Annotated in this window: 18 protein-coding genes; 12 read left to right on the forward strand and 6 right to left on the reverse strand. The window is 72.4% G+C overall.

Annotated elements, in window-relative coordinates; genetic code table 11:
- Positions 1-34 precede the first annotated feature (34 nt).
- From ACFWPQ_RS36335 to ACFWPQ_RS36350, 4 genes are all read left to right on the forward strand, one after another.
- Positions 35-757, forward strand: a complete 723-nt coding sequence (locus tag ACFWPQ_RS36335; protein WP_384044541.1) for an alpha/beta fold hydrolase — start codon at positions 35-37, stop codon at positions 755-757.
- A 232-nt stretch (positions 758-989) separates the two neighbouring features.
- Positions 990-1,745: a hypothetical protein gene (locus ACFWPQ_RS36340; protein ID WP_384044544.1), complete on the forward strand. Its 756-nt coding sequence runs from the start codon at positions 990-992 to the stop codon at positions 1,743-1,745.
- A gap of 213 nt (positions 1,746-1,958) precedes the next feature.
- Positions 1,959-2,621 (forward strand): hypothetical protein, encoded by a 663-nt coding sequence (locus ACFWPQ_RS36345; protein ID WP_384044546.1) that lies wholly within the window; start codon positions 1,959-1,961, stop codon positions 2,619-2,621.
- A gap of 134 nt (positions 2,622-2,755) precedes the next feature.
- The gene (locus tag ACFWPQ_RS36350; RefSeq protein ID WP_361303401.1) at positions 2,756-3,331 is read left to right on the forward strand and encodes a sigma-70 family RNA polymerase sigma factor; all 576 of its coding nucleotides are present in this window, start codon (positions 2,756-2,758) and stop codon (positions 3,329-3,331) included.
- Here ACFWPQ_RS36350 and meaB read toward each other — a convergent pair.
- From meaB to ACFWPQ_RS36370, 4 genes are all read right to left on the reverse strand, one after another.
- Positions 3,319-4,320 (reverse strand): methylmalonyl Co-A mutase-associated GTPase MeaB, encoded by a 1,002-nt coding sequence (meaB, locus tag ACFWPQ_RS36355; protein WP_384044549.1) that lies wholly within the window; start codon positions 4,318-4,320, stop codon positions 3,319-3,321. The genes ACFWPQ_RS36350 and meaB overlap by 13 nt on opposite strands.
- Positions 4,317-6,476, reverse strand: coding sequence for a methylmalonyl-CoA mutase (gene scpA / locus ACFWPQ_RS36360; protein WP_384044552.1), 2,160 nt, complete (start codon positions 6,474-6,476; stop codon positions 4,317-4,319). The genes meaB and scpA overlap by 4 nt, the downstream gene beginning before the upstream one ends.
- Complete coding sequence (locus ACFWPQ_RS36365) at positions 6,476-8,281, reverse strand: methylmalonyl-CoA mutase family protein (protein WP_384044553.1); 1,806 nt, start codon at positions 8,279-8,281, stop codon at positions 6,476-6,478. The genes scpA and ACFWPQ_RS36365 overlap by 1 nt, the downstream gene beginning before the upstream one ends.
- A gap of 113 nt (positions 8,282-8,394) precedes the next feature.
- Positions 8,395-8,892, reverse strand: coding sequence for a MarR family transcriptional regulator (locus ACFWPQ_RS36370; protein ID WP_361303389.1), 498 nt, complete (start codon positions 8,890-8,892; stop codon positions 8,395-8,397).
- 100 nt (positions 8,893-8,992) lie between these two features.
- Between ACFWPQ_RS36370 and ACFWPQ_RS36375 the strand changes: the two genes are divergently transcribed.
- Positions 8,993-9,508 (forward strand): YceI family protein, encoded by a 516-nt coding sequence (locus ACFWPQ_RS36375; protein ID WP_384044556.1) that lies wholly within the window; start codon positions 8,993-8,995, stop codon positions 9,506-9,508.
- A 196-nt stretch (positions 9,509-9,704) separates the two neighbouring features.
- Here the strand turns inward: ACFWPQ_RS36375 and ACFWPQ_RS36380 are convergent, their stop codons facing one another.
- On the reverse strand, positions 9,705-11,402 hold the full coding sequence (locus ACFWPQ_RS36380; RefSeq protein ID WP_384044559.1) for a hypothetical protein: 1,698 nt from the start codon (positions 11,400-11,402) through the stop codon (positions 9,705-9,707).
- A 292-nt stretch (positions 11,403-11,694) separates the two neighbouring features.
- On the opposite strand from ACFWPQ_RS36380, the gene ACFWPQ_RS36385 reads away from it, so the two are divergent.
- The 4 genes from ACFWPQ_RS36385 (at position 11,695) to ACFWPQ_RS36400 (ending at position 14,466) form a co-directional block, all read left to right on the forward strand.
- A complete protein-coding gene (locus tag ACFWPQ_RS36385; protein ID WP_361303383.1) occupies positions 11,695-12,084 on the forward strand; it encodes a cell division protein SepF in 390 nt (129 codons plus the stop codon).
- A 138-nt stretch (positions 12,085-12,222) separates the two neighbouring features.
- Positions 12,223-13,464: an ATP-binding protein gene (locus ACFWPQ_RS36390; protein ID WP_384044562.1), complete on the forward strand. Its 1,242-nt coding sequence runs from the start codon at positions 12,223-12,225 to the stop codon at positions 13,462-13,464.
- Positions 13,461-13,790 (forward strand): nucleotide pyrophosphohydrolase, encoded by a 330-nt coding sequence (locus ACFWPQ_RS36395; RefSeq protein ID WP_384044565.1) that lies wholly within the window; start codon positions 13,461-13,463, stop codon positions 13,788-13,790. Before ACFWPQ_RS36390 ends, ACFWPQ_RS36395 begins: the two co-directional genes overlap by 4 nt.
- A gap of 217 nt (positions 13,791-14,007) precedes the next feature.
- A complete protein-coding gene (locus ACFWPQ_RS36400; RefSeq protein ID WP_361303374.1) occupies positions 14,008-14,466 on the forward strand; it encodes a DUF6099 family protein in 459 nt (152 codons plus the stop codon).
- Positions 14,467-14,483: 17 nt separating this feature from the next.
- Here ACFWPQ_RS36400 and ACFWPQ_RS36405 read toward each other — a convergent pair whose 3' ends face one another.
- Complete coding sequence (locus ACFWPQ_RS36405; protein ID WP_361303371.1) at positions 14,484-14,645, reverse strand: hypothetical protein; 162 nt, start codon at positions 14,643-14,645, stop codon at positions 14,484-14,486.
- A gap of 245 nt (positions 14,646-14,890) precedes the next feature.
- Here ACFWPQ_RS36405 and ACFWPQ_RS36410 point away from each other — a divergent pair, with 245 nt between their 5' ends.
- The 3 genes from ACFWPQ_RS36410 to ACFWPQ_RS36420 all read left to right on the forward strand — a co-directional run bounded on the left by ACFWPQ_RS36410 (position 14,891) and on the right by ACFWPQ_RS36420 (position 20,126).
- A complete protein-coding gene (locus ACFWPQ_RS36410) occupies positions 14,891-15,814 on the forward strand; it encodes an LLM class F420-dependent oxidoreductase (RefSeq protein ID WP_384044570.1) in 924 nt (307 codons plus the stop codon).
- Between the two features lie 613 nt (positions 15,815-16,427).
- A complete protein-coding gene (locus tag ACFWPQ_RS36415; RefSeq protein WP_384044573.1) occupies positions 16,428-19,184 on the forward strand; it encodes an alpha/beta fold hydrolase in 2,757 nt (918 codons plus the stop codon).
- An 18-nt stretch (positions 19,185-19,202) separates the two neighbouring features.
- Positions 19,203-20,126, forward strand: a complete 924-nt coding sequence (locus tag ACFWPQ_RS36420; protein WP_384044576.1) for an NAD-dependent epimerase/dehydratase family protein — start codon at positions 19,203-19,205, stop codon at positions 20,124-20,126.

Consider the following 20,126-nt stretch of genomic DNA (forward strand, 5'->3'; position numbering starts at 1 on the left):
GCCCAGACCTCGCACCGCACCACAAGGAACTCCCATGACCGACTCCACACCCACCGTCGTCCTCGTGCACGGTGCCTTCGCCGACGCGTCCAGCTTCGCCCGGGTCGTCCCCGAACTGCTGGCCGACGGCCTGAAGGTGCTCGTCCCGGCCGTGCCCAACCGCAGCCTCACCGGCGACTCCGCCTACATCGCCTCGGTGGTCCGGGCGATTCCCGGTCCCGTCGTCCTGGTGGGCCACTCCTACGGCGGTGCCGTCATCACCGTCGCGGGCGCCGAGGAGAACGTGCAGGCCCTGGTCTACCTGGCCGGCTACGCCCTGGAGGAGGGCGAGAGCCTCGGCGAGCTGCAGGGCCGGTTCCCGGACTCCGAGCTCGCCTCGGCCCTGGTGTACACGCCGTTCCCGGTCGAGGGATCGGACGAGCCCGGCACCGACGTCACCGTCGAGACCGACAGGTTCCCCGCGATCTTCGCCCACGACGTGGACCCGGACCTCGCCCGGGTGCTCGCCGTCTCCCAGCGCCCGCTGGCCGGCGCGGCCTTCGCCGAGGCGGCCCCGGTCGCGGCCTGGCGGACCAAGCCGTCCTGGGGCCTGGTGTCGTCCTCGGACCGCACCATCAACCCCGACGTCGAGCGCTACGGCTACGAGCGCGCCGGCATGACCACGGTCGAGGTCGACTCCTCCCACCTGGTCATGCTCGCGCACCCGAAGAAGGCCGCGGACCTGATCCGCGAGGCCGTCCGCAACGTCACCGACTGACCGGCGACGCCGACGCCGACGCGTACCCCGAGCGGGACGCGAACGGCGCCTGTCAGGGCTTGCCGGGCTGCTTCAGGCGGAGGCGGCCACCTGCCCCTCGTCACCCGCCCCCGACGCGGCCGACTCGGTCGGCTGCTCCGTGGGGCAAACGGCGCACCCCGCAAGGGTGATGCCGAGCGGGCCGCGCACCGGTGTCGACCGGGCGCGGCCCGTCCGCGTGTAGGTACGTGCCATGTGGATGACACCGGCGCGGGTACGAGCACGGCTGCGATCCCCCTGGACCTGGGCGGCCCTCGCCGCCGCGACGGGAACGTGCGCGGCGCTGCCGTTCCTCGTCGCGGGCGGCGACGGTCCCCGCCCCCTCTCGGCCGACGAGGCCCGACGCCTGGCCCTCGCCCCGGTCCGCGTGTACCGGGACAGCCCGGCCGAGGTGACGGTACGGGCGCCGCTGCCCGGCGGTACGGCCGTGGTCCGTGCGGTGGTCGACGAGCACCGGCACCGGGCGGTCGGCTGGTTCGACACGGGGGACGCGGCGGAGCGGGGGCTGCTGGCGTGGGACGGCGCCGGGCTGGCGGTCGCCCGTCCGAAGGCCGACGGCAGCGCGGGCCCGCTGGCGAGACCGGCGTCGACGGCGGAGGCGGTACGGGACGCCGCGCGGCTGAGACCGACGGCGTGGATCCGCCGCCGGTACGGGCCGGCCTCGCTGGACACGGCGCTGCGGCTGACGCTGTCCCTCGCGGCCGACCGCCCGGGAGACGCGCGGCGGATCGCCCGGTCGGGCCGGCGCCATCTGGGGACGGACCGGATCGACGGCCGTCGGTACGACGTGTTCTCCGCAGGTGATGTGCCGGTGCGGTACTGGATCGACGGGGCGGGGCGGCTGCGCCGGGTCCGGGAGGACCTGGACGACGACCGGACGATCGTGGTGGACGTGACGCGGGCGAGGGTACGGACGGCGGTGCCGGAGGGGCCGTGGGCGAAGGGCTGAGGCGGCACGCCTGCCCCCAGTTGAGTTTCTGGGGGCGCAGGGCTGTCTCTGATTTGCGGCTACCGCCGCGTGGGCGCGGGCAACCCCCACCGGCCCGCACCCGACACACGGCCGCTGTGAAACTCCCCACCCCGCCTGTGAGTTGAGCGCACTGGCTGTGGATCGCCGTACCACTCCCCGACAGGACCGGACCGGATGCGAGGATGATGCGCCATGACGGCAGGGTGGTGTGCGCGCACGGTACGGTCCGCGGTGTTCGCGGCCGTCTGCGTGCTGCTCGCCGCCCTCGGCCACGTCATGATGTCCGGGAACCGAGTGCCCGGCTGGACACTGGCCGCCGCCCTGGCGCTCACCGGCGCCCTCGGCTGGGCCCTGTCCGGCCGCGAACGCGGGCTGCCGCTGGTCGTGTCCGCCGCGGTCGGCGCCCAGACAGCACTGCACTCCGGCTTCTCCGCGGCTCAGGTGTGGACCACCCAGACCGCCCCCATGGGGTCCGTGCATATGGACATGGCCGGGGACATGGCGGCCATGAACATGGGGTCGATGCACATGGGCTCCGCCCACACCGACCCCTTCGAATACCTGGGCTTCGGCACCGGCGGCACCGCCTCCACCGGCATGTTCGCCGCCCACCTCCTCGCCGCGCTGCTGTGCGGCCTCTGGCTCGGCCACGGCGAACGCGCCGCGTTCCGGATCGTCCGGGCCGTCGCCGGCCGGCTCGTCGCACCGCTCCGGCTGCTGCTGGCGCTGCCGGCCACCCCCGAGCGCCCGCGCCCCCGGCTGCACCGCCGCCGTTCGGACCGGGCGCCGCGGCTGCTTCTCCTCGTCCACGCGATCACTTCCCGGGGTCCGCCGGTGCGGACGGCTGTCGCCTGACGACAGCTGGTGTTCCGGGGCCGCCCACGCGCGCCCCCGGACGAACACGGCGGCCGTACGCCCGCTTCAGCACCGCGCCTGTGCAGGCGCCGTAGGGCCGTCTTCCCCGCTCACCTTTCTCACAAGGACACCGAGTGATCACTTCCGTCCTGCCCGCACGCCCTGCGCCGGACGAGAAACGCGACGCGTCGATCACGGCCTGGGCCCTCGCCGCCCGGTCCGGGGACACGGCCGCCGTGGACGCGTTCGTACGGGCTCTGCACCGCGACGTCCTCCGGTACGTCGCCCATCTCTGCGCCGACCCGCAGGCGGTCGACGACCTCGCGCAGGACACGTTCCTGCGTGCGCTGGGCAGCCTGCACCGTTTTGAGGGCCATGGCTCGGCCCGTTCCTGGCTGCTGTCGATCGCCCGCCGGGCCGTCGTGGACAGCCATCGGTACGCCGCCGCCCGGCCCCGCCCGGCGGACGTACCCGACTGGCAGCAGGCCGTCGAGCGGGCCCAGCCGTACGGGCTGCCCGGGTTCGACGACGGCGTGGCGCTCCTCGACCTCCTGGAGTCGCTGCCCGAGGAGCGGCGCGAGGCGTTCGTCCTGACGCAACTCGTCGGACTGCCGTACGCGGAGGCCGCCGAGGTCAGTGACTGCCCCGTCGGCACGGTCCGCTCCCGCGTGGCCCGGGCCCGCGAGGCGCTCCGGGATCAGCTGGCCTGAGGGCCGTCGTCCGGGGTTTCCCCGAACGTGCGCAGAATGCGCTCGGCGGCCAGTGTCGCCGTCAACGTGCCGTCCCTGACCTCCTGTTCGAGGCCGGGGGCGGCCGCGCGCACCGCCGGATGGGCGGCGAGCCGGCCGAGCAGGTCGTCCCGGACCATCGCCCAGGTCCAGCCGACCTGCTGCTCGCGGCGCTTCTCGGCGAGCCGCCCGGTGGAGTCCAGCAGCGCCCGGTGCTGCTCAAGGCGCTCCCAGACGACGTCCAACCCCGTCGACTCCCGGGCGCTGCAACTGAGCACCGGGGGAGTCCAGAAGGCGTCCTTGCCGTGCATCAGGCGCAGCGCGCCCGCCAACTCCCGTGCCGCGGACCGGGCGTCGCGCTCGTGCGGGCCGTCCGCCTTGTTGACGGCGATCACGTCGGCGAGTTCCAGGACGCCCTTCTTGATGCCCTGGAGCTGGTCGCCGGTGCGGGCCAGGCTGAGCAGCAGGAAGGAGTCGACCATGTCGGCGACCGCGGTCTCGGACTGCCCGACGCCGACCGTCTCGACCAGGACCACGTCGTACCCGGCCGCCTCCATGACCACCATCGACTCCCGGGTCGCCTTGGCGACTCCGCCGAGTGTGCCGGCGCTGGGGGAGGGGCGGACGAAGGCGTTCGGGTCGACCGCCAGCCGCTCCATCCGCGTCTTGTCGCCAAGGATCGAGCCGCCCGTCCGCGTGGACGACGGGTCCACGGCAAGGACCGCCACCCGGTGCCCGAGGCCCGTCAGCAGCGTGCCGAACGCGTCGATGAACGTCGACTTGCCCACGCCCGGCACCCCGCTGATGCCGATCCGCCGCGCCCGGCCGCTGTGCGGGAGCAGCTCGGTGAGCAACTCCTGTGCCAACGCCCGGTGTTGTGGACGGGTGGACTCGACGAGGGTGATGGCGCGGGCGATGACCGCGCGCTTCCCGTCGAGCACACCCTTCACATAGGCGTCGACATCGATCACAGGTCGTGCCCGAGTTCCGCCGACAGCCGCTCGACCAGGTCGTAGGCCGCGTCCGGGATCACCGTCCCGGGCGGGAACACGGCGGTGGCGCCCATCTCCAGGAGGGTCGGCACGTCCTGCGGCGGGATGACCCCGCCGACCACGATCATGATGTCCGCCCGGCCCTCCTCGGCGAGCTGCTCGCGCAGCGCCGGTACGAGGGTGAGGTGGCCGGCCGCCAGCGAGGACACGCCGACCACGTGGACGTCCGCCTCCACCGCCTGGCGGGCGACCTCCTGGGGGGTCTGGAACAGCGGGCCGACGTCGACGTCGAAGCCGAGGTCGGCGAAGGCGGTCGCGATCACCTTCTGGCCGCGGTCGTGACCGTCCTGGCCCATCTTGGCGACCAGGATGCGCGGGCGGCGCCCCTCGGCCTCGTCGAAGGCGTCGACCAGGGCCCGGGTGCGGTCCACGGTCGGGGACTCGCCTGCTTCGTTGCGGTACACACCGGAGATCGTACGGATCTGGCTCGCGTGCCGGCCGTACACCTTCTCCAGGGCGTCCGAGATCTCGCCGACGGTGGCCTTGGCGCGGGCCGCGTTGACCGCCAGCTCCAGCAGGTTGCCTTCGCCGTCGGCCGCCCGGGTCAGCGCGTCGAGCGCGTCCCGGCAGGCCGTCTCGTCCCGCTCCGCGCGCAGCCGCCGCAGCTTCTCGATCTGCTGGGCGCGGACGGAGGAGTTGTCGACCTTGAGGACCTCGATCTGCTCGTCGCTGTCGACCCGGTACTTGTTGACGCCGATCACCGGCTGCCGCCCGGAGTCGATCCGGGCCTGGGTGCGGGCCGCGGCCTCCTCGATGCGCAGCTTGGGGATGCCGGCGTCGATCGCCTTGGCCATGCCGCCCGCCGCCTCGACCTCCTGGATGTGCGCCCAGGCCTTGCGGGCCAGGTCGTAGGTCAGCCGCTCCACGTAGGCGCTGCCGCCCCACGGGTCGATGACCCGGGTGGTGCCCGACTCCTGCTGGATGAGCAGCTGGGTGTTGCGGGCGATGCGCGCCGAGAAGTCGGTGGGCAGGGCGAGGGCCTCGTCCAGGGCGTTGGTGTGCAGCGACTGGGTGTGGCCCTGGGTCGCCGCCATCGCCTCCACGGCCGTACGCGTGACGTTGTTGAAGACGTCCTGCGCGGTCAGCGACCAGCCCGAGGTCTGCGAATGGGTGCGCAGGGAGAGGGACTTGGTGTTCTTCGGCTCGAACTGGTCGACCAGCCTGGCCCAGAGCAGACGGGCCGCCCTGAGCTTGGCGATCTCCATGAAGAAGTTCATGCCGATCGCCCAGAAGAAGGAGAGCCGGGGCGCGAACGCGTCCACGTCCAGGCCGGCTTCGCGTCCCGCCCGGATGTACTCGACGCCGTCCGCGAGCGTGTACGCCAGCTCCAGGTCGGCCGTCGCGCCCGCCTCCTGGATGTGGTACCCGGAGATGGAGATCGAGTTGTAGCGGGGCATCCGCTGCGAGGTGTACGCGAAGATGTCCGAGATGATCCGCATCGACGGCTTCGGCGGATAGATGTAGGTGTTGCGGACCATGAACTCCTTGAGGATGTCGTTCTGGATGGTCCCGGCCAACTTCTCGGGCGGTACGCCCTGTTCCTCCGCCGCCACGATGTACAGCGCCAGCACGGGCAGCACCGCGCCGTTCATCGTCATCGACACGGTCATCCGGTCCAGCGGGATGCCGTCGAACAACTGCCGCATGTCGTAGATCGAGTCGATCGCGACCCCCGCCATGCCGACGTCACCGGTCACCCGCGGGTGGTCGCTGTCGTAACCCCGGTGCGTGGGCAGGTCGAAGGCGACGGAGAGGCCCTTCTGGCCGGCGGCCAGGTTGCGGCGGTAGAACGCGTTGGACTCCTCTGCGGTGGAGAAGCCCGCGTACTGCCGGATGGTCCAGGGCTGGTTGACGTACATCGTCGGGTACGGGCCGCGCAGGTACGGCGCGATGCCCGGGTAGGTCCCGAGGAAGTCGAGGCCCTCCAGGTCGCGGCCGGTGTAGAGCGGCTTGACCCCGATGCCCTCCGGGGTCTCCCACAGCGGCAGGTCACCGCCGGCCGCCCGCCATTCCCCGGGGCTGCCCTCGGTGACGGGGGTCCCCAGTTCGATGCCGGAGAAGTCGGGGATTCCCATCAGGACACTCCCATGCGGTCGAGGGTCTCGGACAGCACGGCCACGGCGTCGCAGCCCGCGAAGACATACGAGTCGACACCGGCGAACTCGCCCCGGCCCGCCACGACCACGTGCCGGGCACCGGCCGCCTTCAGCGACCCGGCGGTCTGCTCGGCCTGTTCGGCGTAGAGGGCGTCGCTGGAGCAGAGCACCGCCTCGGTGGCGCCGCTCTCCTCGAAGCCGCCCTCGGTGACGGGTTCGATGCCGCCGGCCTGGAAGAGGTTGGCGGCGAACGTGGCGCGGGCGGTGTGGGCGGCGGCCGGGCCGAGCGTCGCCAGGTAGATCCGGGGGCGGCTGCCCGTCGCCGCGAGGTGGGCGTCGGAGCGGGCGCGCAGCTCCTCGTAGGCCTCGTCCCGGCGGACGCGCGGGAGACCGCCGGACGGCGGTTCGGGGGCAGGCTCACGCACCACCGGCTTCTCGGCGAGCAGCGGGAACTCGCTGACACCCGTGATGGGTTCGCGGCGCTTGGCGAGTCTCTTGGAGCGCTCGGCCCAGGTGGTCGCGAGGTCCGTACGGAGGCGTCCGGAGCGGAGCACGGCCGCCTGGCCGCCGTCCCGCTCGACGGTCCGGAAGAACTCCCAGCCCGCGTGGGCCAGTTCGTCGGTCAGCTGCTCCACGTACCAGGAGCCGCCCGCCGGGTCCATCACCCGGGCCAGGTGCGACTCCTCGACGAGGATCGTCGAGGTGTTGCGGGCGATCCGCCGGGCGAACGCGTCCGGCAGGCCGATCGCGTGGTCGAACGGCAGCACGGTCACCGAGTCGGCGCCGCCGACCCCGGCGGCCAGCGTCGCGACCGTCGTACGGAGCATGTTCACCCACGGGTCGCGGCGGCTCATCATCACCGGCGAGGTGACGGCGTGCTGCACCTGGGCGCCCGCGTCGGCCGCCCCGCTGACCTCGGCGACCCGCGCCCACAGCCGGCGGGCCGCGCGCAGCTTGGCGATGGTCAGGAACTGGTCCGCGGTCGCCGCGTACCGGAACTCCAGCTGCCCGAGGGCCTGTTCGACGCCGAGACCGGCCTCGGTGAGCTCCCGCAGGTAGGCCACGCCGGTGGCCAGCGAGGCGCCGAGCTCCTGCGCGGCCGAGCCGCCGGCCTCGTGGTACGGCAGCGCGTCCACGGTCAGCGTGCGCAGGCCCGGGAACTCCTCGGCCACGCGCCGGGCGAGCGCGGCGACGGGGGCGAAGTCCAGGGCCTCGCCGGTGCGGGCCTCGTATCCCAGCGGGTCGGCGCCGAGGTTGCCGCGCACCGCCTCGGGGTCGACGCCCTTCCCGTCGTACAGCCGCAGCAGTTCGGCCGCCGCCGCCTCGGTGTCCCGGCCCGCGTCCAGGACCACCGGGGCCAGGTCCAGGTAGACGCCGTCGAGCGCGGCGGCGAGGCCGGACACCGGGATGCCGCCCCGGCCCACGAGCAGCCAGAGCGAGGTGACGCCGTTCTCCAGGTCGGTCAGGACCGCGCCGTCGGGAGCCGCCTGATGCCGCTGCCGTACGTCCCAGCCGCCCGCGACGCCGCCCTCCGGACGGCCGCCGCGCACATAGGGCGCGAAGCCGGGCAGGCCGGGGTCGGGCGCGGTGTCGCGCGCGGTGTACAGGGGACGGGTGCGCAGCCCGTCCTCCAGCGTCGTGGACAGGGCGTCCTCGGCGGCCTCGCCCGAAACTTCCTTGCCGGACTTGCGCAGCACACCTTCGACCAGGCGTTGCCACTGCTCTTGCGTCGCGTCAGGGAACTCGGCGGCCAGTGAGAGCCCGTCGTCAGGCAGGACCGTCATGCTCGGATGCTAGGGCAGACCGCTGAAGCCGACCTGATGACAGGGCTGTGACCTTGCCCTCCTCCTGGCTGTGACCTGCGCCTCCCGGGGGTGAAGTGGCCGGATTCGTACGGTCAGGGCGTGTCGTCGGCGAGCTCCGGGATCAGCGCGCAGAGCGCCTCGCGCTGCTGCGGACCGATGACGTGGCCGACCGCCTGCCCGACCGTCTCGGCGAGGGCGGCGGAGGCGTCCTGGATCTGGCGGCGGGCCTTGTCGGTGAGGGCGACCTCGATGCCCCGCTTGTCGCCGCAGGCGGCCTTGCGGGTGACGAGACCGGCGTGCTGGAGGCAGGCGATCTGGTAGGTGAGGCGGGTCTTGGGGCGGCCCAGGAGCTCGGCGATCCGGGTCATGCGCAGGCCCTCGCGCGGCTGTTCGGCCAGCAGGCACAGGATCAGGAACTCGTCGTGCGAGACGTCCAGCGTCTCCTTCACGACCGACCGCAGCCGCTGCTCCACCGCACCTGTCGCGGCCAGCAGCAGCATCCAGGCGCGCAGCTCGGCCGGGAGCAGCCCGCCGCCCGTGAGGGAGGGACATTCGGGCAGCTCTGCGGGGTGTTCCTGGGAGGCGGCCATGGCATCGAGTCTACCCGTTGTCCAAATTTGGATATTGAGCTAGCGTGCAGCCATACCGCAGTCATCCAAATTTGAACCATCGAATGATCGGAGCACGGCCATGACCGTCACCGTGGAAACCGGCCTCTGGCAGCTCGACCCGACCGCCTCCGCCGTCGCCGTCCGGCACAAGACCTTCTGGGGCCTGGTCACCGTCAAGGGCGCCTTCGCGGGCGTCAGCGGCCGGGGCGAGGTCACCGCCGACGGCGCCGCCACCGGCAGCGTGACGATCGACGCGGCCACGCTGGACACCAAGAACAAGAAGCGCGACGACCATCTGCGCTCGGCCGACTTCTTCGACGCCGCGAACCACCCGGAGATCACCTTCGCGGTGCGCGGCGCCGAGCGGGGCCCGGGCGATGCCGTGCACGTCGACGGTCAGCTGACCGTCCGGGGCATCAGCAGGCCCCAGCAGGCCACCGCGAAGCTGGTCTCGGCGGACGCCGACGGGCTGACGCTGGAGGTGGAGTTCATAGTGGTGCGCGAGGAGTTCGGCATCACGTTCAACCAGATGCGCATGATGGGCGGCCCGACCACCGTGACCGCCACCCTGCGCTTCACCCGCACGGGGGCCTGAGCGCCCCGAAGGGGCGTGGGGCTGTGTCACTACGCGGCTCCGCCGCGTGGGCGCGACCAGCGGAGCGCTCGGCTGACCGTCCGACGGTTCGGCAGCGCCCCAAAGGGGCGCGGGGAACTGCGCGACCAGCCACGACGGCGCCGCAGTCGGCAGACGGCGGATCGCGCGGCGCTTCCGGCGGAGCTTCGCGGAGCGCCTAGCGGACCGTCCGGCTGATCCTCACGTACTGGCTGGACAGCGTCTGCGGATCCGCCGTGAAGGCACGCAGCCGGATCCGGGTGCTCGGCTTGGCGGGGATACCGAACCGGCCGTTCGCCGGCCTGAGTTCGACACTCGCCGTGCCGTGCCCGGGAATCGTCGCCGGACCCCGCACCAGCAGCCAGTACATGCTCATGCCCTGACCGGTGGTGAGCGTGTAGTGCGGGGTGAGCGGGACGCTCCCCGTGTTGACCACCCTCAGGGTCATCGCCCTGACCACCGAGGCCTGGTGCGCGGCGCGCCGCAGCGCGGTGATCTCCATCCGCAGCGGCGGTCTGCCGGACACCGCGAGCGCCGCGCTCGCCAGCGCCGGAGCGAGCAGCAGAACCACCGTGGCGATCAGGGCGGGGCGGCGGCGCGGCCCGGTCAGCAGGGCCGGGCGTGGCTGCCAGGCGCGCTCGAACTCCGACAGCGGAGCGGTGACGGCGGTCGCCAGCCACAGCGGGGTCATCAGCAGGTAGTAGCCGTCCTGGGAGCGGGTCGCCAGGAAGAAGGCGAGCCACGGCAGCACGGTCGCGGCCGGGCCCAGCCGCCGCACGAACAGCACGAACATGGCCAGCAGGGCCACCGCGAGGAGCATGCTCGCGTGCGAGTACCAGTCGATGCGGTCGCTGCCGTTCGTGTAGTACAGCGTGATGTCCACCAGACCCTGGCCGTGCACCACGGCGCCCTGGGTCAGCGGCAGCGCGATCCCGTCGAGCCAGCGGCCGGGCTCGGACACGATGAAGTACGTGTTGATCAGCAGCCACGCCGTGACGGCGACGCCGACGATCCGCAGGACCACCGCGGCGGCGGCCCGGCCGCCGAGCTCCCCGCGCCGCACCGCGTAGATCCCGGCCAGCAGGAACGGCGTGACGAACCACGGCAGTTGCTGCGCCGCACAGGCGGCCCCGAGGCACGCGGCCCGCGCGATCCCGGCCGCGCCGAGGCGGCCGCCCTGCCCGATCCGCGGCCAGCGCACCACCACCGGGATCAGCAGCGCCAGGGCGATCACCGCCGGGTAGCCGACCCGGGCGTACGTCGACAGGAAGCCGAAGCCCAGGCAGGACAGCGTCGCCGCCGACCGCCACGGCACCGGGAGCATCCGCCACAGCGCGACGGTGCCGGCGATCAGGGCACCCGCGCACACCGCCGTCGCCGGGGCGCCGTGGTGGCCGAGCCACAGCAGCGGGACGGTCAGCAGCGGCGCCAGCGGGGGATAGCCGTACGTGTAGTCGTAGCCGCCGCCTATCGTCGGCGTGAGGGCGATGCCCGTGTTGTGGAACAGCCACGGCCAGGCCTGCCCGTACACGGGGCGGCCGGCGAGCAGCTCCCTGGCGGCCTGGGTGGTGAGGGCGCCCTCGTCGCCGCCGTTGTGGTTCAGGGCCCAGGCACACAGCGCGAGCGTCACCGCCGTGACCAGGACCACCAGGTCGAGGCGGGCCAGTGACCGGGTGCTGCGGACGGTCAGTGTCAGTACGCCGGTCACCAGGATCGAGACGTAGCAGACGGAGATCAGGGCCGCCAGTACCAGGTGGTGGGTCGCCGCCTGCGTCCACACCGACCGGGTGCCGATGAACAGCCCGATGTCGGCGAGGAGGGTCAGGACGCGATGCCAGGGGAGGGGGGCTCCGGCATCGCCCGGAGCGGCGGACACCGCCGACTGTGTCCGCCGGCCGGGTACCACCTGTTGTGTTTCTGCCAAGTGCACGAACCGGACGGTAATCGCGGGCGGTGAGCGGGGCGTCACAGGAGGAGAAGAGTCCGGTGTGAGGGCGGTAAGAGGCCACCAATGCGCGGCAATCGCATGAAAAGTGAAAACATCGCTTCTTTCGTGCGTGGGCGTCCGGAAACACTCGCGCTTCGTGTCGCTGTTGGGCCGAACGGGTGACTTGGCGTAAGAATTGGCTGGTGCAGGCATCGAGTGCGAGTCAGGTCGGGGGGAGCCGGTGAGCCGTTACGACGTCACCGATGAACAGTGGGAGGGGCTCGCCCAGGTCGTGCCGCTGCGGGGCCGCGACGCCTGGCCGTCGGCGGTGGGCCACCGCGCCCTGCCCGACGCGGAGACCGAGACGCGCCGCCGTTTCGTCGTCCTGCGGGTCAATGTCTTCGCCGACGCCCGCGACGTCGCCGAGACGCTGATGGCCGGCATACCGGTCCTGCTCGACCTGACCGGCGCGGAGACCGAGGTCGCCAAGCGCGTCCTCGACTTCAGCACGGGCGTGGTCTTCGGCCTCGCCAGCGGAATGCACCGGGTCGACCGCAACGTCTTCCTCCTCACCCCGCCCGGCACGGAGGTCGCCGGGCTGATGGAGGGGGCGGGGGTCTCGGGAGGCTGAGGGGCGGTCCGGAGCGGAGGCCGGGCGGTCCGGAGCAGATGCCAGGTCGCCCCGCGGGACGGCCGGACGTCCCCCGATAGAAGGAAGAGCGGGCGGGCGGAACGGTTCGGCTGTTCCGCGGAGTCCTACGGTCCGCATATGGCCGCCTCCTCCGCCCCGTCCGCAGGATCCGATCGCTCCGCGGAGCAGGTTCCGCGCGCCCGCTCGGGCCGTCCGGGCGTGCCCTTGCCGTCCGTGCCCGTACCCCCCGTCCCCGCCCCCCGCCGCGACCCCCGCCCCCGCGTCACCGAGCTGCGGCTCTCCGCCTTCGCCCGGCACCGCGGTGCGAGCTTTCCCGTCGGGCAGGTCACGTTGCTCGCCGGGCCCAGCGGGAGCGGGAAGAGCGCGGTGCTCGCGGCCTACGAGGCGCTGGCGCGGCTCGGGGGCGGGGCCGCGCTCGCCGACGTGTTCCCGGACCCGGGCGCGCTGGTGCCGGAGCGGGCCAGGCCCGACGCGCAGCGGCGGCGCGGGTTCCGCATCGGGTGTACGGCCGACGGCGCCCAGGGGCCGGTGCGGCTCGACGTCGCAGTGCAGGCCGAACCCGAACTGCGCATCGTCGGCGAGCGGCTGACCGCGGGCGGGCTCGTGCTCCTGGAGACCGCGCTGCGCGACCCGAGCCGGCCGGCCGTGCAGGCCGCCTGGCACACCGCGGGCACCGCGCCGGTGACCCGGGCCCCGCTGCCCGACGACCGCCTCGGCACCGCCCTGCTGCCGCTGCGCGTCGCCGGCAAGACGGACGGCCAGCGGCAGGTCCTCGCCGCCGCCGAGCAGATGGTCGTCGCCCTGCGGTCGGTGTTCCCCTGCGATCCGCGGCCCGAGCGCATGCGCACACCCGTCCGCACCGGCTCCGGCCGGCTGCTGCGCGGCTGCGACAACCTCGCGGACGTCCTGTGGCGCACCCGCTTCGAATGCGGCCGCCGGCACGGCCTGCTCGTCGAAGCGGTACGCACCGGCTGCGCCGGCCCCGTCGCCGACGTGCTCGCCGAACCGCTCGGCGACGGCACGGTACACGCGCTCCTCGACCGCGGCGACGGCCACCGCACCGAGCTGGAACGGCTCGGCGACGGCGAACTGCGCTACCTCGCCCTCGCCCTGGTCCTCTTCACCGGCCCCGGCGTCCTGGCGGTCGACGCACCCGGTGAGGTCCCCGACGCCATGCGCGGCCTCACCGTCCTCGCCGACGGCTTCGACCGCAGCCTCGACCCGGGCCAGCGCGCCGAACTCCTGCGCACGGCCGTCCTGATGGGCGAGCGCGGCCACCTCCGGTTCGTCGGCGCGGTGAGCGACGCCTCCTGGGCCGGCGGAGCGGACGCGATCACGGTGGTACACCTGGAGGCGTGACAGACGAACCCCTCGACGTGCCCGGACTCCAGCGGCGGCTGGCCGAGTTCGCCGCCGCCCGCGACTGGCGGCAGTACCACACCCCCAAGAACCTGGTGGCCGCCCTGAGCGTGGAGGCGTCCGAACTGGTCGAGATCTTCCAGTGGTTGACCCCGGAGCAGTCGTCCCGGGTGATGGCGGACCCCGACACCGCGCACCGGGTCACGGACGAGGTCGCCGACGTGCTGGCCTATCTCCTCCAACTCTGTGACGTCCTGGACGTCGACCCGCTGGCCGCGCTGGCCGCGAAGATCGACCGCAACGAGAAGCGGTTTCCGCCTGCCTGACGGGGCGTCGGGAGACCGCTCACCGGCCGTCCGGTGGGCAATGCGGGGGAGCGCGGCGCTCCGTATTGACGCTGCGTAGCGGCAATCCTGCCCGAATCCGAATTGTTGTCCACAGATTTCCGTCTTCCTCTGGCTCCACGTCTCGGGAACCCTCACTCTGGGTAGTGAACTACTGAGTGCGGCAAGACAGTTCGGACCGACGGGGACGGGGCGACGGATGGACGCGATGCGGCTCATCGTGGCGAGCAGACGGGCGCTGGCGCACGGCGCGGGCGTTCCGGAGATGATGACCGAGGTGTGGCAGGCCCAGGCTCTGGCCCAGGCGATCGGCAGCCGGCTGGCCGTCTCCGGCCCGCCCGAGCTGCGCGGCGAGGCCCTCGGCCTGACCGAGCTGGCGGGCCGGGGCTGCGGCGTGCTGGACACCCCGGACCTGGACCCCGGCACCCTGCGCGCCGCCCAGCTCACCGAACTGGACGACGCCCGCCTGACCCTGCTGAGCCTCGGCGGCCTCCTGGGCGAGGTCGGCATCGCGCTGGTCGGCATGGCCAGCGCCGCGGCCGACGAGGCCACGTACTGGCAGTGCATGGAGGCCATCGACGCGGCCGACGAGTCCCGGGACAGGGTGCTGGAGATGCTCCGCAAGCTGGCGGCCAGGGAGGAGGTCCGCGACGGCTGACCTCCCCGCGGCCGGCCTCAGCCCAGGTCGGCCTCTTCCCTCGGGGACCGCTGCAGGTCCGCGTCCAGCGCGGAGAGGTCCGCGTTCAACGCCGCCATGAGTTCCTCCATCTGCTGGAGCAGCCCCTTCGGCTGACCGGACGAGGGGCCGCCCTGCTGTGGAACTGACTCTTCGGACAAGACGGCCTCCCCGGCCCCCCGGCCCGCCGTCGGCGGCGGACCACGAACGACGCGCGGCGACGGCGACCGTCCGGCGCGCGGTGCCGGACGGCCCGGCACCCCCCACCCAACGATCACCGCAGGGGCCGGTCACTGGCCCGCGCCGCCCCACGGCCCCGCCGTTGACGACATTCACCCTGGGGTGGATGCGCGTGACGGGTGGTGCCGATGCGGTTGACGGGGCGGGGTCCGTGCAGGATGGGTGTATGGACCTTCGTATCTTCACCGAGCCCCAGCAGGGCGCGAGCTACGACACCCTCCTCACCGTCGCCAAGGCCACCGAGGACCTCGGTTTCGACGCCTTCTTCCGGTCCGACCACTATCTGAAGATGGGCGACGTGGACGGCCTGCCCGGCCCCACCGACGCCTGGATCACCCTCGCCGGACTCGCCCGCGAGACACAGCGGATCCGCCTCGGCACCCTCATGACCGCAGGAACCTTCCGGCTGCCCGGTGTGCTCGCCATCCAGGTCGCCCAGGTCGACCAGATGTCCGGCGGCCGGGTCGAACTGGGCCTCGGCGCGGGCTGGTTCGAGCAGGAGCACAAGGCGTACGGCATCCCCTTCCCGAAGGAGAAGTTCGGCCGCCTGGAGGAGCAGCTGGCGATCGTCACCGGGCTCTGGGAGACCAAACCCGGCGACACCTTCGACTTCCACGGCACCTACTACGACCTCACCGACTCGCCCGCCCTGCCCAAGCCCGCCCAGGCCCGGATCCCGGTGCTGATCGGCGGCCACGGCGCCACCCGGACCCCGAAGCTGACCGCGCGGTACGCCGACGAGTTCAACATGCCGTTCGCCTCGGTCGAGGACAGCGAGCGGCAGTTCGGCCGGGTACGGGCCGCCGTCGAGGCGGCCGGCCGCGGCGCGGACGAGCTGACGTACTCCAACGCCCTCGTGGTCTGCGTCGGCAAGGACGACCAGGAGGTCGCCCGGCGCGCCGCCGCGATCGGCCGCGAGGTCGCCGAACTGAAGGAGAACGGCCTGGCCGGCACCCCCGCCGAGGTCGTCGAGAAGATCGGCCGCTACGCCGAGATCGGCTCCCGGCGCTTCTACCTCCAGATCCTCGACCTCTCCGACCTGGACCACCTGGAGCTGATCTCCGCGGAGGTCCAGTCGCAGCTGTCGTGACCTGCAGCCCGAACGACGTCCGCCCCCGACCCGAAAGGGCCGGGGGCGGTTGTTTTTGCGGGTGTCGTGATTTCCGACACCGGGTGTAAGAAAAAATTGCGGTGGAATTGCGGGAGCAAGTGGCCGGTGCTGTGCTTTCCCGTGTCGGCCGGTTTTTGCTTTCTGCTTTCCTGGGTCCTTTGACAACCAGGTGCGCCGGTTTCTATTCTCGGCGGGTGTTCAGGGCCCCATCGCCGTGGCTCTCGGTACTGACCTGGCCGGTGGGGGACGATGTACAGGTACTTGCTCGATCGGTGTTCCGGAACGCCCGATTTCTGTTTCCGGTGCCCTTCTTGATGCCCCGCAGCAGTCTCTGAGCCCGGGCATGCGCGCTTCCGGTGTGGTTTCCCGGATTTCTCCCCGCCCGGATTCCCCGCCCCCATTCCCCGGCCGGCCTGCCCGGTTTCCTCAGCTGAACGGTGTGCCGTACGGCCCTGCCCGGCACGCCGTATGCCATGCGATCCGCCGTACCGCCGCGGCGCGACGGCCGCCACCCGTGGCCCGAGCCCCGGCCGCCACCCGTCGACGGCCACCACACCCGGCCGCCGACGCGACAGGAAGAGAAGGCACCGTCATGACCACAGCCGTATCCACCACCCGCACCGTCGTGGACCTGCTGCGCGACGCCGCCCGGAACCACGCCGCGTCCGGACTGCGCTATCCCCGGACCGCGACCGACCCCGACGCGCCCTTCCAGAGCTATCCCGAACTCCTCGACGCGGCCCGCTCGGTGCTCGGCGGCCTGCGCGGGCGCGGGCTCGTGGCCGGAGACAAGGCCGTCCTGCTCCTTGAGCGGCCGCAGGAGTTCCTCGCCGCGTTCTGGGCCTGCCAGCTGGGCGGCTTCGTGCCCTGCCCGATGGCCGCGCTCGGCGGCGACCCGGAGCGCTGGGCCGCCCAGCTCACTCACGTCGACACCCTCCTCGACCACCCGCTGATCGTCACCAGCGAGACCCTCGCCGCCGAACTCCCGCGCGCCGAGGGCCTGTCGGTCGTCGCCCTGGAGGAGCTGTACGCCGAGCCCGCCGACGCCTTCCACGAGGCCGACCCCAAGGACACCGCCGTCCTGGTGCTGACCTCCGGCTCCACCGGCAACTCCAAGGCCGTGATGCTCTCGCACGCCAACCTGCTCGCCTCCATGGCCGGCAAGAACGGCTACCACCGGCTGACCGCCGCCGACACCACCCTCAACTGGGTCTCCTTCGACCATGTCGCGGCCCTGCTGGAGTGCCACCTGCTGCCGCTCTACGCGGGCAGCGCCCAACTGCACGTCGAGGCACCCGTCGTCCTCCAGGAACCGCTCACCTTCCTGCGGCTGATATCCGGCTTCGGCGTCACCATGACCTTCACCCCCAACTTCCTGCTGGGGCTGATCAACGCACAGGCCGACCGGCTCGCCGAGGAGGACGGCCCGCGCGTCGACCTGTCCCGGCTGCGGCACATCATCAGCGGCGGCGAGGCCGTCGTCCGCACCACCGGCGAGACCTTCCTCGGCCGCTTCGCTCCGTACGGCCTGCGCCCCGACGCCCTCTGGCCCGCCTTCGGCATGTCCGAGACCTGCGCCGGCAGCATCTACTCCGTCGAGTTCCCGGCCGCCGACCAGGGCCAGGAGTTCGCCAACCTCGGCCGGCCGGTGGAGGGGCTGCGCATCCGGATCGCCGACGAGGACACCCACCAGGAGCTGGGCGAGGGCGCGGTGGGCGAGCTCCAGCTCAACGGCCCCATGATCACGGCCGGTTACCACAACAACGAGCGGGCCACCCGGGACGCCTTCACCCCCGACGGCTGGTTCCGCAGCGGCGACCTCGGCCGCCTCGACGAGGGCCGGCTCACCCTCGTCGGTCGCAGCAAGGACAGCGTCATCGTCAACGGCGTCAACTACTTCAGCCACGACGTCGAGTCGGTCCTCGAAGGCCTCGACGACGTGGCCCGCTCCTACGTGGCCGCCTTCCCGACCCGCGCCCCCGGCAGCGACACCGAGCAACTCGTGATCGCCTTCCACCCGGAGTGCGCCGACGGCGACGAACTCGCCCTGTACCGGGTGCTGACCGCCGTCCGCAGCAGCGTCGTCATGCACTGGGGCTTCCGGCCCGCCCTCATCCTGCCGCTGCCCGCGGACGCGTTCCCCAAGACCAGCCTCGGCAAGATCCAGCGCTCGCTGATGCGCAAGCGCCTGGAGGCGGGCGCCTACGACGAGGTCCGCGCCACCGTCGACGACCTGGTGCTTCGCCGGCTCGGCGGCTACAACGCGCCCGAGGGCGACACCGAGACGGTCCTCGCCGGCATCTACGCCGAGATGTTCGGCACCGACCCGGAGAAGCTGAGCGCCACCGCCAACTTCTTCGACCTCGGCGGCACCTCGCTGGACATCCTGCGGCTGCGCTCCCTGGTCGCCCGGCGCCTCGGCGCCACCGACCTGCAGATCATCACCGTGCTGCGGGCGCCGACCGTCCGCGCCCTCGCCGCCCACCTCGACGGCACCACGAACGGCGAGCAGGAGTACGACCCGATCGTGCCCATGCAGGTCAGCGGCGACAAGACCCCGCTGTTCTGCGTCCACCCGGGCGTCGGCGAGGTCCTCGTCTTCGTCAACCTCGCCAAGTACTTCGTCGGCGACCGGCCCTTCTACGCCCTGCGCGCCCGCGGCTTCAACCCCGGCGAGACCCCGTTCGGCAGCTTCGCCGAGATGGTCGACACGTACGTACGGGCGATCCGCGAACGGCAGCCGCACGGCCCGTACGCCGTCGCCGGGTACTCCTACGGCGGTGCCGTCGCCTTCGAGATCGCCAAGGTCCTCCAGGAACAGAGTGAACGCGTCGACTTCGTCGGCAGCTTCAACCTGCCCCCGCACATCAAGTACCGCATGGACGAACTCGACTTCGTCGAGACCGCCGCCAACCTGGCCTTCTTCCTGGAGCTCATCGACAAGAAGCAGTCCCTCGAACTCCCGGCACAGCTGCGGCACCTGGCGCGGGACGAGCAGCTGGCCTACTTCGTCGACCACGCGCCCGAGGGGCGGCTCGCCGAACTCGACCTGACCTTCGAGAAGTTCAGGGCCTGGGCCGAACTCGCCGACGGCCTCACCGACCTGGGCCGCAGCTACGCCCCCGGCGGCAAGGTCCGCTCGATGAGCGTCTTCTACGCCGTCCCGCTGCGCGGCACCAAGGAGGACTGGCTCGACAACGAACTGCGCCGCTGGGACGAGCACACCACCGAGGAGAACCGCTACCTCGACGTACCCGGCGAGCACTACACCCTGATGGGCCCGCGGCACGTGGCCACCTTCCAGTCCATCCTCCGCAAGGAACTCGACCGCGCCCTCGGCGACGCCTGATCCACAGGGAGAGAATCAGTGAACGGCAAGAAGATCCTGGTCACCGGCGCCACCGGACAGGTCGCCGGACCGGTGGCCAAGGCCCTGGCCCAGGACAACGAGGTCTGGGCGCTCGGCCGCTTCGGCACCCCCGGCACCGAGGACGACCTCACCCGGCACGGCATCCGCACCTTCCGCTGGGACATGGACGACACCGGCGACGGCTCCCTCAAGGGCCTGCCCGAGGACTTCACGCACGTCTTCCACTCGGCGGTACGGCGCGGCGAGGACGGCGACTTCAACGCGGCCGTCGAGGTCAACTCGGTGGCCGCCGGGCGTCTGATGACCCACTGCCGTACCGCCGAGGCGTTCCTGTACGTGTCCACCGGCGCCCTCTACGCCCGGCAGACCCTCGACCACAGGTACACCGAGACCGACCCGCTGGACGGCAGGGCCGACTGGCTGCCCGCCTACCCCGTGGCCAAGATCGCCGCCGAGGGCACCGTCCGCGCCTTCGCCCACACCCTCGGCCTGCCCACCGTCATCGCCCGCCTCAACATCGCCTACGGTCCCGGCGGTTACGGCGGAGTCCCGATGCTCTACTTCAAGCGGATGCTCGCCGGCGAGCCCATCCCGGTCCCGGTCGACGGCCAGAACTGGTGCTCCCTCCTCCACACCGACGACCTCGTCGAGCAGGTCCCGCACCTGTGGAACGCGGCTGCCGTGCCGGTGACGCTGACCAACTGGGGCGGCGACGAGCCGGTCGGCATCACCGACTGCGTCCGGTACCTGGAGGAGCTGACCGGGGTCCGGGCGAACCTCGTGCCGAGCGAAGTCACCCGGGAGACCTACCAGTTCGACCCCACCCTGCGCCGCTCCCTCACCGGCCCGTGCCGGGTGCCCTGGCGCGAGGGCATCCGCCGGACCGTGGCCGCGCTGTATCCCGAGCACCTCAAGGACTGA

This window comes from Streptomyces sp. NPDC058464 (genome assembly GCF_042721035.1).
Lineage (GTDB): Bacteria > Actinomycetota > Actinomycetes > Streptomycetales > Streptomycetaceae > Streptomyces.